A 14,501-nucleotide genomic window follows, 5' to 3' on the forward strand; every position below is an offset into this window, starting at 1 on the left:
TCCGGCAGGCCGTGCTGCACGGCCCGTCCGTCTCGCCGGGCCCATCAGGTCACGTCAGGCTATCGAACTCGCATTCGAAAATGCGGTTGCCGCCCTGAACACCCCACGTTCGAGTGACACCCGGCAAGGATTGAGGGTTGCTGCCGCGGGGAGATTTTCTGCGGGAGGCGGACCACTCGGGGATGAGGGTCCGACAGGCCGACCCTGGGAGCTCGGGGCTCCGGGTCGGCACATGGGGAGGTCAGGCCCCGGCGCTCCAGGGCGCCGGGGCCCTCCTCGCTCCGGGTCCTGGTCCGAGTCCGGGCCCCGAGCCGAGTCCGGCAATCCGCGCATGCCAGGCACATCCGGCCTGCTCCCTCCCCTAGGTCCTGTCCGGCCGCTCCCCTGGCCGGACGGGCGAACCGAGCCGCATCAGCCCCGCGCCGTCAGGCCATCCGGGGCCAGCCTTGCACGGCTTGGGCACCTCCGGGGCTTTTCCTCCGCAATGCACAGTCGCCTGCACGGCCGTCTGCACGGTCATCGCCGAACGGCTACTGCTTGGCGACGAAGACGTGCGAAGCCACGTCGGCATTGAGCTCCGCGGCCTCCCCGCCGCTGCCCACCAGCACACCGCCCGGCGACTCCGTGACGCTCACCACCGAACCGGGCTGCACACCCGCGCGGCGCAGCGTGTACATCAGCTGGGCGTCCGTCTGGATGGGCTCGCCGATCCGCCGGACGACCACGTTCTTCCCGTCGGCCCCCGGGTCCAGGTCGGCCAGGGACACCATGCCGGCGTTCAGGAACGGATCGGCCTCGGCCTTCTCGCCCAGCTCCTCGAGGCCGGGAATGGGATTGCCGTACGGCGACTCGGTGGGGTGGCGCAGCAGCTCGAGCACCCGCCGCTCCACCGCCTCACTCATCACGTGCTCCCAGCGGCAGGCCTCGGCGTGCACCTGTTCCCACTCCAGGCCGATCACGTCGACCAGCAGACACTCGGCCAGCCGGTGCTTGCGCATGACGCGGGTGGCCAGCCTGCGGCCCTCGTCGGTCAGCTCCAGATGACGGTCGCTGGCGACCGCCACCAGGCCGTCCCGCTCCATCCGGGCCACCGTCTGGCTGACCGTGGGGCCGCTCTGGTCGAGCCGCTCCGCGATCCGGGCCCGCATGGGAACCACCCCTTCCTCCTCGAGCTCGAGGATGGTGCGGAGGTACATCTCCGTCGTGTCGATCAGCCCGCTCATACGTGCCCCTATGTTCCGCTGCGTTCCGCTGCCGCTTGTTGCCCTGGCTCAAGTCTGACGCATACCGGCGACAACCGGGCCGGGCCGGACGCAGCGGTCCGGGCTCGGCCCGTATGCGCGCGGTGCGGTGTTGACACCGCGCTGGTCCGGACCGCACGGTGATCCGCATGAGCAGCGAGAGCCGCGGGAACAGCGGGAGCAGCAGCCTTGCCGGGGAGTTCTTCGACGCCGCGATCGGCCTGCTGCGGCTGGTACGGGACGAGGAGCAGCAGAACGTCACAGCGGCCGGTACCGCCGTCGCCGACACCGTCGAGGCGGGCGGCAGGCTGTTCGCCTTCGGGGCGGGTCACTCCTCGCTCGCCGCGCAGGATGTCGTCTACCGGGCAGGCGGCCTGGCCCTGATGAACCTGCTGGCCGTGCCGGGCACGGTCGGCGTCGACGTCATGCCGGCCACCCTCGGCTCGGCCCTGGAGCGGGTGGACGGCCTCGCGAGCGCCGTGCTCGACTCGAGCCCCGCCCGCCGGGGCGACCTGCTGGTGATCATCTCGCTCTCCGGGCGCAACGCGCTGCCGGTGGAGATGGCCATGAACGCGCGAGCACTGGGGATCAAGGTCATCGGGGTGACCTCGGTGGCGTACACGAAGGAGACGAAGTCCCGGCACGCCTCGGGCAGCTACCTCAAGGACCACTGCGACATCGTGCTCGACAGCCGGATCGCGGTGGGCGACGCCGAGCTCACCTTCGACGGGGTCGACGCGCCCTTCGCGCCCGCCTCGACCGTGGTCACCAGTGCGCTGATGCAGGCGATGATGGCCACCGCGGCGGGTGAGCTGGCCCGGCGCGGCATCGAGCCGCCGCTGCTGCGGTCCGGAAACGTCGACGGCGGCCACGAGTGGAACGGGCGCGTCATGACGGAGTACGGCGACCGGATCTTCTACCGGCACTGACCACCGCAGACCCTCTCCCCAGCGGGCTACGGCGCACCGCTCCGCAGGCTCTGCGCCAGGTCGACCGCCGACGCCACCCGGACCGCGACGCTCTCCGCGTACACCGCGTCCGGCCGTTCGAAGGCGCTGCGGCTCGGCCCGCGCAGAAAGGTGACCACGCCGAGCGTCCGCCCCCGGCTGCGCAGCACCGTGCACAGCGCGTGCACGGTGGACTCGGGCCACTGTCGGTCCGCCGCCCACTCGGCCGCCGCGGGCCCGGCCGCCGGCGCGCTCGCGCGCACCGCGCCGATCCGTTCCACGGCCTGGAACGCCGGGTGCCCGGCCGGATAGCGCACCGGCAGGGAGGCGCCGGCCACCGGCAGACACGGTCCGTCCGCCCGGCCGGACGGCGTCCCGGCAGCCCGGACCAACCGCCCGCCGGGCTCCCCGGTGGCCTTGTCGATCAGCGCGACGTCGATCAGCGCGTGGTCGGCGAAGCCCGCGAGCGCGTAGTCCAGATACGACGCGGCCGCTTCCATCGGGTCCTCGCACTCGGCGGCCGCATGGGACGCCCGGTGCAGCTGATTGCTGCGGAAGCGCAGCCGGCTCGACTCCTGCTCGGCCAGCTTGGCCTCGGTGACGTCCCGGAACAGCCAGCCGACGCCGAGCGGCACCGGTGACTCGGCGAGCGGTGAGGCCAGCCGCAGAAAACCGCTGCGCCAGCACCGACGCCGTTCGCCCTCCGCGGTCCGCAGCGTCACCCACAGCTCGGTGGGGGCGGGCAGCGCGCCTTCGGCCAGCACGTGTTGCAGCGCGCCCTCCAGTTCGTCCACCCCCTGCACGATCAGTTCGCCCAGGGGTCGTCCCAGCAGGGTGGTGCGACCGGCGCTCAGCGCCCGCGCCGCGTGGGCGTTCACCACGGTCGGCCGCAGATCGACGTCGACCAGCACGACGCCCCACGCCGCGTCGTCGAACATCGCCTCGCTGAGCGCTATCCCCCGTTCCAGATCGATCTGGGCGTGCACCTCGCCGAAAGCGCAGTACACCCCGGCGGGCTTACCGTCGGTGCCGCGCACCCCGGCCGACTGGGTCCGCACCAGCACCCGGCCGCCGTCCTTGCGCAGCAGCGCGAACTCGTGGACCTGCCGCCCCTCACCGGTCATCGCGGCCATCAGCCGCCCCTGCACCTCGTCCGCGTCGGCGGTCCGCACCGCCCAGCCCGCGAAGCCGGTACGCCCGACGGCCTCCTCGGCGGACCAGCCGAGGATCCGCTCGGCCTCGCGGTTCCAATGGGTGATCACGCCGTCCGCGTCGAACGCGCAGAGCGCGGCGTCCATCCCGTCGAGCAGCGCGGCCAGCAGATCGGAGCCTGCCCCGCCGGGGCCGGCAGCCGGTTCCTGGCCCGGTCCGGACCCACCGGCCGCTCCGGATCCCCCGCCCGGCTCCGGCTCGTCGGGCCCCAGCGCGCTGGTCGCCTCGATCCGGGAAGCACTCACCTGGTACCCCCAACAGGACGTGTCCGCTGCATGTACTGCACGTACCGCACGTCGGATCATTCAACGCGAACGTGATGCGTCACACACCGCGTTCGGTGAAAAATTTGCGTCCCGATAAATCACTTGAGCCGCGTCGGGGCGGTGCCTAATGTGGGTGTCACGCCGAAAGGAGGTGGTTCGGAAGTGAAGTCTTCTCGGACTCGCGAGGTGGCTGCGGGCTGACGGCCCGTTGTCGCACTCTGTGCAGTGCCGGCAGACCGCCGGCCAATCCCAAGCAGTCACCGACCCGCGGGCTCGCCGGTAAGTCCGGCCGGCTCCTCTCCGGAGGAACCAGAGCCCGCGGGTTTCTGCCTTTCCGGAAGCCGTGACCAGCCGATCCGACGGCCGTGACCAGTCGGCTCCCGCCCGGCCGCCGGGCTACGGACAGAGCCGCTCCACCCGCCAGCCGCCGCTGCCGCCCACGAACCGCAGCCGGTCGTGCAGCCGGTTCTCGTGACCCTGCCAGAACTCCACGGTTTCGGGTGTGACCCGGAAACCGCCCCACTCCGGTGGCGCCGGCACCGCACTGCCCTTCGGGTAGCGCTCCGCCAACTCCTCGTAACGCGCAGTCAGCTCCTCGCGGGCGTCGATGACCGACGACTGGGCGCTCGCCCAGGCGCCGAGCTGCGAGCCGTGCGGACGGGTACGGAAGTAGGCGACCGTCTCCTCCCGGGGAATCCGGGCGGCCGTGCCCGTGACGATGACCTGGCGGGCGATCCGGTGCCAGGGAAAGAGCAGCGTCACCGCTGGATTGGCGGCGAGTTCGCGACCCTTGCGCGAGCCGTAGTTGGTGAAGAAGACAAAACCGCGCCGGTCGTAGTGCTTGAGCAGCACGGTGCGGGAGGACGGCCGGCCCTCCGGTGTAGCGGTGCCGACCACCATGGCGTTCGGCTCGAACAGACCGGACTCCACCGCCTCCCCGAACCAGCGGGAGAACTGCTCCATCGGCCCGGGGGCCAGCTCCGACTCGGCGAGGACGGTGGTGCGGTACTGCTCGCGCATCGCGGCAAGATCCAGATCATGGTTCGACACAGGGCCATCCTGCCGCACAGGCCGCGAGTACCGAGGGCCCCGCTCGCGTCACGGCATGCCCGCGTCACGAGGCGCCCGCGTCACGACGCGAGCGACACGTCGCCCCCCACAGTGCGCAGTTTGATGGTGCGGGCCGAGCCGGGGTCGTCGTTCACCGAAACGTTCGTCCTACCGCCCGTCGACTTCGCGTCCACCGCGTAGGAGGCGGTGCCGGGGACCTTCACCGACACGTTGCCGCCGTTGGTGTCCACGTCCACCTTGTCGGGGGCCTGGGTGAAGTTCCCCGACATCTCTCCTCCGGAGACCCGGGCCACCAGACTCTTCCCCGCAAGCTCCGTGGCCCGCAGCGAACCGCCCGTGGTGCGCGCGTCGACCGTCCCGTCCAGGTTCTTCACCGTGATACTGCCCCCGAGCTCGACCAGCCGCACGGACACCAGCGTCCTGGGCACCTTCACGTGATAGGTCACATCGCAGTCGGAGTCGTCGATGGGGCCGCAGTCGGGGCCCGCGGAGAGCGACAGTTTCCCGCCGGACACCTCACGGCCGGTCTTCGGCTTGTCCCCCGTGTACGTGATCGTCTCGGTGACGCGCACGGTGCTGCCCGAGTCGCCGATCACCTCCATGCCGCCGCCGGGGGCCTCGATGGAGAGCGCGGTCACCTTGTCGGAGACCGTGAACGAGCGGGTGTCGGTCTCCTGGTTGCTCCCTCCTCCCTTGCAACCGGTCAGGAGTGCGCCGCTCAGCACGGCGGTCACGGCCGCTACGAGACAGGATCGGGTGAGGGGTGAGGGCTTCACTGGTTCTCCAGGGTTACTTCGCCGCGTGCGCGCGAAGGGGGGGGACGGTCGGCGTGGTGTTGGGGTGTCCTTGTGTTGCCGCATAGAGCCGCACCAGCTCATGGCAGCGATACTGCAGCCGGCCTTCCCGGTCGACGCCGCTGATCTCCAGCAGCGCCGCGTCGACCAGGCTTTCCAGGCCGATTTCGGCCTCGGTCTCCGAGACGCCGAACCGGGCTGCCGCCCAGCCTACTGAGAAGGGGCCGACGCCGATCCCGCCGAGACCGGCCAGCATGGAACGGGCATGGCCGTCGAGCAACCGCAGGGAAGGCAGCAGGACTTCACGCATGCTCAGGTCACGGAAGGTCAGCTCGGCCAGCCGGGTCCACGGGTCGGACAACCGGCGCGCGAGCCAGGCGGCGGGCCAGTGCGGCCGCGATGCCAGCCGGGCCCCGGCAATACGCAGCGCGAGGGGCAGCCCGGCGCAGTAGGCGACCAGGTCGGCGGCGGCGTCCCGGTCGGCGGCGATCCGGGACCGGCCCGCCGCCGAGGCGAGCAACGCCAGCGCCTCGGCGTCGTCGAGCGGCGGAAGGGCGAGAGTGTAGGAACCTGCCACCCGGGTCAGTTGGGTGTGGCAGGTCACCACGACTGCGGCATCCGCACTGCCCGGCAGCAACGGGCCCAGCTGACGTTCGTTGACAGCGTTGTCCAGCAGGATCAGCAGACGCTTGCCCGAGGTGCGGGTGCGGTAGAGGCGGACCAACTCCTCCAGGTCGTCCGTGATCGGGCGCCCCTCGGAGAGGGCAGGCTCGCCCAGCGCCCTGAGAAGCATGACGAGCACCTGCCGAGGCTCTCTCGGCACCCCGTCGGGACCGCGCAGGTCCACGTACAACTGGCCGTCCGGATAGTGGTGGGCGCCGGCGTGCGCCGCGTGTACGGCCAGGGCCGTCTTGCCGATGCCGCCCATCCCGGTGAGCAGGATCCGGCGCGGCCGCGAGGAATCCCTGGTACCGGCCGGTGCGATCACCGAGGCGAGCGTGGCCAGTTCGGCGCTTCGGCCGATGAAGTCGTCTATGTCGGGTGGCAGCATCGCCGGTATCTCCGGGTGCCGGCCGGAGGCCATCGGGGCGGGAGACTCCTGCCCCAGCTCACCGCCGAGTACCGCCTGATAGGTGAGATCGAGGGCGGCGCCCGGGTCCACCCCGAGCTGTTCGGCGAGCACCTTGCGGCCCTCGTGGTACGCGAGCAGGGCGTCGGACTGCCGGCCGCACCGGTAGAGCGCGGTCATGAGCTGGGCGCGCAACCGCTCGTGTGCGGGGTACTCAGCGACCAGCGCGGTGAGTTCGGCGATGATCTGCTCGTGCCGGCCGAGGGCGAGGTCCGCGTCGATGCGGTTCTCCAGGGCACGGGAGCGAGCCTCCTCGAGTGGTTGCAGCTCCACGTCCTGCAGATGTTCGGTGACGTTCGCGAGTGCGGGCCCCTGCCACAGGTCCAGCGCCGAGCGCAGCAGCTCACCGGCCCGCTCGAACTGCTGCCGCTGCAGGCACTCCCGGCCCTCCTTCGCCTGTGCCTCGAACCGGTGCAGGTCGACGCGACTGCTGTTCGTGACGAACCGGTAGCCAGGCTGTTGCCGCACGATCTCCACCTCGTCCCCCAGGTGTTTACGCAGCCGGGATATGTAGGTGTAGATCTGGGCGTTGGCGGTGGCGGGCGGATCCCAGCCCCACAGCAGGGAGCTGAGTCGTGAGTCCGAGACGACACGTCCCCGGGCCAGTAGGAGGGCGGCCAGTACCGTATGCACCTTCGAGCCGGACAGCGCGACCCGGTCATCACCGTGCCACGCCTCAACTGGACCGAGAATTCGGAAGTCCATGCATCGCCCCGTTCAGTGGTTACACCATGCGTACAACTCGTAAACGTAGGAGAAGGGCCTTTCGGGCGGTTATCACTTCGATTTCGGTCGCAGGTCGGTGGCACTGTCCGCGTTCATGCGGGGCTCCCAAGTGACATAAGACACACGCACCTGACCAGCAGTTATGGAACCAACATCGAGCCACCGCAAAACCGCAGTTCAGCCTCCTGCCAGAGGCGGCGACCCACCCAAATGAAGTTCGAATTTCAACCACATCTAAAAGTCACCTCCTCGCAAGTGATTCACCTGTGGATATACCCGGCAGTAGGTGCTCACAATGTGGACACCGGTAGCATCCGGGACATGTGCTGGTCAACGGGGGGAAGGATCCTGCACGATGAAAGAAGCTGTTTTCAGACTTCTCGGGCCGTTAGACGTTCGGATCGACGGGGAATCGATCCGGCTCGGCGGCCCGCGTCACCGCACCATCCTCGCCATGCTGCTGCTGACGCCCGGTCGGACCGTGTCGGTGGACGCACTCACCGACGCGGTATGGCCGAGCGGCGCACCTGCCACGGCGCGGAACCAGATCGCCATCTGCGTGGCCGGGCTGCGCAAGCTCTTCAAGGACGCAGCGGGGCCGGGCGAACTCATCGCCACCTCGCACCCGGGCTACACCATCAATCTCCTCGAACACCGCATCGACGTCGCGGAGTTCGATGAGCTGGTGAGCCGTGCACGGGGGGCCACACGCAAAGGCCGGCCCGAGGAAGCCTGCGACCTCTTCACCGAGGCGCTCGCCCTCTGGCGCGGCCGCTTCCTGGACGGCGTCACCGGTCGCCGGATCGATGAGGAGGCCACCCGGCTGGAGGAAACCCATCTCGACGTACGCGAGGAACACGCCGGGTTGCGCCTCGAACTGCGCCGTTTCGAGTCGCTGATTCCGGAGCTCACCGCACTGGTGACGGAACATCCGCTCCGGGAGCAGGCCAGGGCCCATCTGATCCTGGCCCACTACCGGGCGGGACGGAGGGCAGAGGCGCTGGAGGTGTTCCGTGAGGGCCGTGACCTGATGGTGCAGGAGCTGGGCATCGAACCGGGTCCCGAGCTCCGGGAACTGCACGAACTCGTGCTCCACGACTCTCCCGAACTATCCGGTTCGACCGCCATACCCACCGCTGCTCCGGAGGAGAGCGCGCCGGCCGAACTTCCGTCGGCTCCCGCGTCATTCACCGGCCGGGGGGCGGAACTCGCCTCGCTCGACCGGTTGCTGGACGAGCGGTCCGGCCGTGCCCCGGTGGCTGTGGCCGCCATCAGCGGAGTCGCCGGCATCGGAAAGACGGCGTTGGCACTCCACTGGGCGGACCGGGCCGCCGAGTGCTTCCCCGACGGACAGCTCTTCACCGACCTGCATGGCTTCGACGAACGGAACACGCTGATCTCGCCGTTCAGCACACTCGAACGGTTTCTCCGGGCGCTCGGCGTACCCGCCTCGCGGATACCCGGCGACCTGGGCGGCCGGGCGGCGCTCTTCCGCAGCGTGCTCGACGGCAAACGGGTGCTGATCGTGCTGGACAACGCCCGGTCATTCCACCAGATCCGGCCGCTGATGCCCGGCAACGGCCGCTGCTGCGTGGTGATCACCAGCCGCGAGCGCATCGAGGACCTGATCAGCCACTACACCGTGGTCCAGGTCGGGCTCGGCGCCCTCGCCCCGGCGGAAGCTCCTCAATTGCTCGCCGAACTCGTAGGCGAGCAAAGGGTGGCAACCGATCAGGCGGCCGCGCTCCGGCTGGGCGAACTGTGCGACGGGCTTCCGCTGGCCCTGCAGATCGCCGGTGCCCGCCTCGTGTCCAAGCCGCACTGGTCGGTACGGCATCTGACCACGCGGCTGGAGGATCCGGCTCGGCTCATGGACGAACTCAGCCCCTCGGGAAGCGGGGTACGGGCCGGATTCGAGCTCAGTTACCGGGCCCTGCCGGTCGCCGGTCGGCGGCTCTTCCGGCGGCTCGCTCTGCTGAACACGGCCGACTTCGCGGCATGGGCCGGTGCCGCCGTACTCGATACCGATCCGATGGACGCCGAAAGCCTCGTGGAACAGCTCGTCGACGCCCACCTGGTGGAGGTCGTGCCGGGCTCGGGTCCGCCCATCCGCTACAGGTTCCAGAACCTGGTGCGGCTCTTCGCCCGGGAGCGGGCGGAGGCCGAGGAGAGCGACGAGGAGCGAAGAGCCGCGCTCGAGCGGTTCCACAACGGCTGGCCCGCCCTCGCATGCGTGGCAGCGCGATCACGGACGTGAGCAAGGGAAGCCCGGGCGTGCGCGGCCAACACCGCCGGCCGCGCACGCCTTGGAAGCCCCGGGGCGAACCCGTGAACCCGTAACCCTGACACAGGACCGTCACCCGGGCAGCCCCACAGGCGGGTGGGGCAGCCCGGGTCGTGCCGGTCCTGTCCGGTCGTTCTGCTGCCGGACAGGACCGGCGCGACCGGATCGATGGGGCCTGGCGATCAGTCCGTGTCCGCGGCCAGTTCGAGTTCCCGGCCGAACAGCGCGGCGACCGCCTTGTAGACATGCTTCCCGTTGTCCGAGTTGGTCATCACCACACAGCCGTTGCCGGAACGCAGCTGCATCGAGGTCAGCGCGCGGAAGCCCGCGGTCTGACCGCCGTGCCCGAACTCCGGATCCGCCGATGATCCGTCGACCACCGTGCCCAGACCGTAGAAGCTGCCGGGAAAGGCCTCCGTGAGCATCGTGCCCACCAGCTTCGCGGACAGCAGCCCCGACAGGCCCAGGTGAGCCTGCCGGATCTCGACGGCCAGCTGCGCCAGGTCGCCGGGCGTGGACCACAGTCCGCTGCCCGCGTGCACCGGCCGCACCCGGTGGCCGCCGAGCAGTTGACGGGCGTGCTGGTCATGGCCCGCGGCCACGTCCTGGGGGCTCGTCCCCCCGACAACGCGACCGTCCGTGACCGCGGGCGGCAGGAAGGTGCTGTCCCGCATGCCCAGCGGTTGGAACACCAGCTCGGCCGCCAGCTCCTGGAACTCCTGCCTGGTCACGTCGAGCAGCAGCTGCTCGACCATGGCCCACTGGCTTCCCGCCTTGCGGAAGAGCGCACCGGGCTCATGCTCCGCGCAGACGTCGTCCAGTACCGCGGACAGCTCCGGCATGGCCTCGTCCGGCCGCCACCAGGCGCTCGGGGTCTGCGACAGTCCCGCGGTGTTCGACAGCAGGTGACGCAGGGTGAGCGGGTTCCCGCCGGCCGCCCTGGGCGCCCGGCGGTCACGCAGATAGCCGTCGATGTCCGCGTCCAGGTCGAGCACACCCCAGTCGACGAGCCGCAGCGCCGCGAACGCGGTCACATGCTTGCTGATCGATCCGGCCTGGAAGCGGGTCCGCAGGGTCACCGGAGCACCGGTCTCGACACTCCGTGTCCCATGAGCCAGCACACTGACCAGCTGGCCGTCCCTGAGCAGGGCGACCACCGCGCCCGGCACCCCATGGGCCTCCATCACCGCCGCTATCTCGGGCGTACTCAGTGCTGGCCGCGCCGCAGACAGAACCGGCATCGGTTCTCCTCCCCCATCGGTTTCGTCCGTACCCTGTGGTGATCCGCCATCAAGTGCGACCGCGAGGTCCTCGATGGTCTCGCTGTCCAGCAGCATCCGCAGCGTGAGGTCGAGTCCGGCCCGCCGGGCGGCCGTCATCACATGGACGATGCGCATGGAGTCGGCGCCGAGGTCCATCAGCCGGTCCCGTACACCCACTTCGGCCACGCCCAGCACCTCGACGCAGGTGTCCACCAACAGCTGCTCGGTCCTGTTCCGCGGTGCCACATATTCCCGGTCGGCGACGAGCGCCGTACGGCCGGGGGCGGGCAGTGCCGTCCGGTCGAGCTTTCCTGCCGGGCTCAGCGGCATGGCGGCCAGCATCATGAAGGCGGTGGGCACCATGTACGAAGGCAGCGAGGCGGCCAGGTAGTCACGCAGTTCTCCCTGGCCGACCTCCTCATCGCCGTCCGAACGGTCCGCGACCACATAGGCGGCCAGCCACTTCTCGCCGCTGGTGTCCTCCCGGGCGACCACCACCGCGTCCCGCACTCCCGGGTGCTTCAGCAGCAGTTCCTCGATCTCGCCCAGCTCGATCCGGTAGCCACGGATCTTCACCTGGAAGTCGATCCGCCCGAGAAACTCCAGCTCTCCGTCGGGCCGGAAGCGAGCCAGGTCGCCGGAGCGGTACATCCGTGAGCCGGGCGGACCGCCGAACGGCTCCGGGACGAACCGCTCGGCTGTCAGCCCGGGCCGGCCCACATAGCCACGCGCCGTACCGGCACCGGCGATGTACAGCTCACCGGCCACTCCCACCGGAACGGGCTGCTGCGCGGTGTCGAGCACGTACGCCCGGTAATTGGGGAACGGCCGCCCGAGCACCACGCTGCCGGGGTCGGGGACCACCTCCCAGGCGTGCGACCAGACCGTGGTCTCGGTCGGACCGTACTGGTTGAACAGCGTGTCCAGCCGGCTGCGCAGCTCCCGGGCCAGCGGCAGCGGGCATTCCTCGCCCCCCGTCACCCCGACCAGTGGTCGGCGGCCGAGCCCGGCGGCCAGCAGCAGCTTCCACCCGGCCGGGGTGGCCTGCAGATGGGTCACCCCGGTGTTGTCGATCAGTTCCAGCTGAGCGGCGGGATCGTTCGACTCCTCGTCGTCCGCGAGTACCACCCGGCCACCGGAGATCAGCGGCAGATACACCTCGGCCGTCGAGATGTCGAAGGACAACGAGGTCGCGGCGAGCCACACGTGCTCCGGCTCCGACCCGTAACACCGGCGCAGCGAAAAGAGCAGGTTCAGCAGGGCGTACTGGCCGATCTGTACGCCCTTGGGGCGTCCCGTCGAGCCGGAGGTGAAGAGGGTGTACGCGAGCCGGTGCTTACGGCCCTCCTCCTTGAGGTCCTCCGGATCGCTTACTGCCGGCCCGTCCGGAGCGGTGGCAGGAAGCCCGTCGATCTCCGCGCGCGCACGGTCCAGATGGACGAACTCTCCCGCATACCCCTCCCCCACACGTTCGGCCAGGTCACCCGCGGTCACGATCAGCCGGGCGCCGGCGGTCTCCAGCATGTAGTTCAGCCGGCCGGCCGGCAGTCCGGCGTCCAGCGGCAGGTGGGAGCCACCCGCCTTCCAGATGCCGAGCAGGCAGGGCAGCGTGTCGGGGCCACGGCTCAGCAGCACGCCGACCACCGACTCCGGTCCCACCCCGGCCGCCCGCAGATGGTGCGCGATGCGGTTCGCCCGGACATCGAGCTCGCGGTAGGTGAGGGTCTCCTTCCCCGTCTGTACGGCGATGGCGTCGGGTGTCGCGGCGGCTGTCGCCTCGATCACCTCATGCACGTACCTGCTCATCCCCACTCCACCTCGGTGTCGTTCCAGTCCTCGAGGACCTGGGTAAGTTCCGTCGCCGACAGCAGCGCCGCGTTCACATCGCCGTCCGGATCGGCGGCCATGGCCTCCAGCACCGCCCGGTACATGCCCGCCAGCCGCTCGGCGTTCGTCCGGTTCAGGCCGGTACTGACGGCCCGCAGGACCAGCCGCCCCGGCACGTTCGCGATCGACAGGGTGAACTCGTTGGAGCTGTCGCCGGCCCCGGCCTCCCAGTCCACCGGCCCGTCGCCGAGCGTCTGGTTGAAGTCCTGATAGCGGTACATGATGTCGAACAGCCGTCGCCCGCCGCCCAGTCGCTGCACTGCGGGAAGCGGATAACGACGATGGCTGTAGACCTCCGCCTCACGGTCGAAAACCTGCCGGACCAGTTCGCTCCAGGTACGCGCGCTGCGGTCGTGGGCAAACGGCAGGGTGTTGAGGTACATGCCGTACACCCGCTCGGCACCCGGCTCCTCCGGACGCGCGCTGTAGAGCACACCGGTATGGAAGGCCGGTTCGTTGGTGACCGTGCTGAGCACCTTCAGATGCGTGGCCAGAAGTACCGCCTTGAACGAGGTGCCGGTGGACTTGGCAAGCGCCCGCAGCTCGGGCTCGATATCGCGGAACTCGATGGACAGCTTGAAGTCCTCGCGCGGTACTCCGGGGCTGTCCCCCCAGTCGGGCGGCAGCACGGTCATGGCGTGCTGGTCGACGATCTGCTGCCAGTAGGCACGGTCGTCATCCGACTCCAGGGACTCCAGCTCCGCCGCGATGAAGTCGGCGTAGCGCACGGCCGGCCGCTCGTGCTGCTCCGGCTCCTCTCCGGAGGCGTACGAGCGGTAGAGGCTCAGCACCTCCAGGAGCAGGGACTGCTGACTCCAGCCCTCGGTGATCGCGTGGCAGTGGGTGAAGCCCAGGTGCCAGGCCTCGTCGGACTCGACGAGTGCGGAGACACGGAGCAGGGGTGGCCGGGAAAGGTCGAACAACTCGCCCCGCTCCCGTGCGATGTGCGCTGTCCGCGATGCCGCCAACTGCTCGGCGTCCTGGCCCCGCAGATCGTGCACGGTGACGGGGACGTCGGCGCTCTCGTGGACCAGCTGCAGTGGTACGTCGAACTCCTCGAGCTCGATGGACGTACGGAGCATCTCGTGGCGCGCCACGACGGTCCGCGCGGCGCGGCGCAGGGCGTCGGCGTCGAACGGCCGGCCGTCCTTGATCCTGAACGTCGAGCTGTTGTGGTACTTGTTCAGGCCGTCCCCGGCGAGCATCTCGACCAGCATGCCCAGCTGCACCTTGGAGAGCGGGTACGCGTCGACCAGACCAGCGGGGAGCGTCTTCCGCACCTGCTCGGTGACGAGCGAGAACGGTGCTGCGGGAGTGAACTCCGCGCCGGGCTCCGCGCCGCCGAGTTCGGCGGCGAGTCCGGCGACGGTCCGGTGCTGGAACACATCCCGGACACCCGCCTCGAAGCCCTCAGCACGCAACGCGCCGACCAGCGCGATGGCCTTGATGGAGTGACCACCCAGGTCGAAGAAATTGTCCTCGACACCCACCCGCTCCAGACCCAGCACCCGACCCCAGACCGCGGCAATACGCTCCTCGGTGGCATTACGCGGCGCGACATACGTGTCCACAGCCGAGTCATCCGGATCCGGCAGCGCCCGACGATCGATCTTGCCGTTCGGAGTCAGCGGAAGCGAGTCCAGCTCGACGAACACCGACGGCACCATGTACTCCGGCAACGA

General features: G+C 69.9%; 9 protein-coding genes. 2 read left to right on the forward strand and 7 right to left on the reverse strand.

The annotated features are described in order from the left end of the window. Nucleotides 1–530: 530 nt before the first annotated feature. Nucleotides 531–1,223 carry a metal-dependent transcriptional regulator gene (locus AB0436_RS22670; protein ID WP_366469735.1) on the reverse strand — a complete coding sequence of 231 codons (693 nt, stop codon included), beginning with the start codon at nt 1,221–1,223 and terminating at the stop codon, nt 531–533. 167 nt (nt 1,224–1,390) lie between these two features. Between AB0436_RS22670 and AB0436_RS22675 the strand changes: the two genes are divergently transcribed. After that, a complete protein-coding gene (locus AB0436_RS22675; protein WP_366469737.1) occupies nt 1,391–2,170 on the forward strand; it encodes an SIS domain-containing protein in 780 nt (259 codons plus the stop codon). A 26-nt stretch (nt 2,171–2,196) separates the two neighbouring features. Here AB0436_RS22675 and AB0436_RS22680 read toward each other — a convergent pair whose 3' ends face one another. The 4 genes from AB0436_RS22680 to AB0436_RS22695 all read right to left on the reverse strand — a co-directional run bounded on the left by AB0436_RS22680 (nt 2,197) and on the right by AB0436_RS22695 (nt 7,365). Next, nucleotides 2,197–3,645 (reverse strand): PAS domain-containing protein, encoded by a 1,449-nt coding sequence (locus AB0436_RS22680; protein WP_366469738.1) that lies wholly within the window; start codon nt 3,643–3,645, stop codon nt 2,197–2,199. Between the two features lie 417 nt (nt 3,646–4,062). Continuing rightward, on the reverse strand, nt 4,063–4,686 hold the full coding sequence (gene pdxH / locus AB0436_RS22685; RefSeq protein WP_366469765.1) for a pyridoxamine 5'-phosphate oxidase: 624 nt from the start codon (nt 4,684–4,686) through the stop codon (nt 4,063–4,065). A 110-nt stretch (nt 4,687–4,796) separates the two neighbouring features. Next, a complete protein-coding gene (locus tag AB0436_RS22690) occupies nt 4,797–5,471 on the reverse strand; it encodes a DUF4097 family beta strand repeat-containing protein (RefSeq protein ID WP_366469739.1) in 675 nt (224 codons plus the stop codon). Nucleotides 5,472–5,526: 55 nt separating this feature from the next. Continuing rightward, on the reverse strand, nt 5,527–7,365 hold the full coding sequence (locus tag AB0436_RS22695) for a BTAD domain-containing putative transcriptional regulator (protein WP_366469740.1): 1,839 nt from the start codon (nt 7,363–7,365) through the stop codon (nt 5,527–5,529). A 376-nt stretch (nt 7,366–7,741) separates the two neighbouring features. On the opposite strand from AB0436_RS22695, the gene AB0436_RS22700 reads away from it, so the two are divergent. Then, complete coding sequence (locus AB0436_RS22700; protein WP_366469741.1) at nt 7,742–9,643, forward strand: BTAD domain-containing putative transcriptional regulator; 1,902 nt, start codon at nt 7,742–7,744, stop codon at nt 9,641–9,643. A gap of 209 nt (nt 9,644–9,852) precedes the next feature. On the opposite strand, the gene AB0436_RS22705 is transcribed toward AB0436_RS22700, so the two are convergent. Together AB0436_RS22705 and AB0436_RS22710 are read right to left on the reverse strand one after the other, a co-directional pair. Further along, nucleotides 9,853–12,738: an amino acid adenylation domain-containing protein gene (locus tag AB0436_RS22705; protein ID WP_366469742.1), complete on the reverse strand. Its 2,886-nt coding sequence runs from the start codon at nt 12,736–12,738 to the stop codon at nt 9,853–9,855. Then, the coding region (locus AB0436_RS22710; RefSeq protein ID WP_366469743.1) for a condensation domain-containing protein at nt 12,735–14,501 on the reverse strand (1,767 nt) is incomplete at its 5' end. The genes AB0436_RS22710 and AB0436_RS22705, both read right to left, overlap by 4 nt.

Source organism: Streptomyces sp. NPDC051322 (genome assembly GCF_040689485.1).
Taxonomy (GTDB): domain Bacteria; phylum Actinomycetota; class Actinomycetes; order Streptomycetales; family Streptomycetaceae; genus Streptomyces.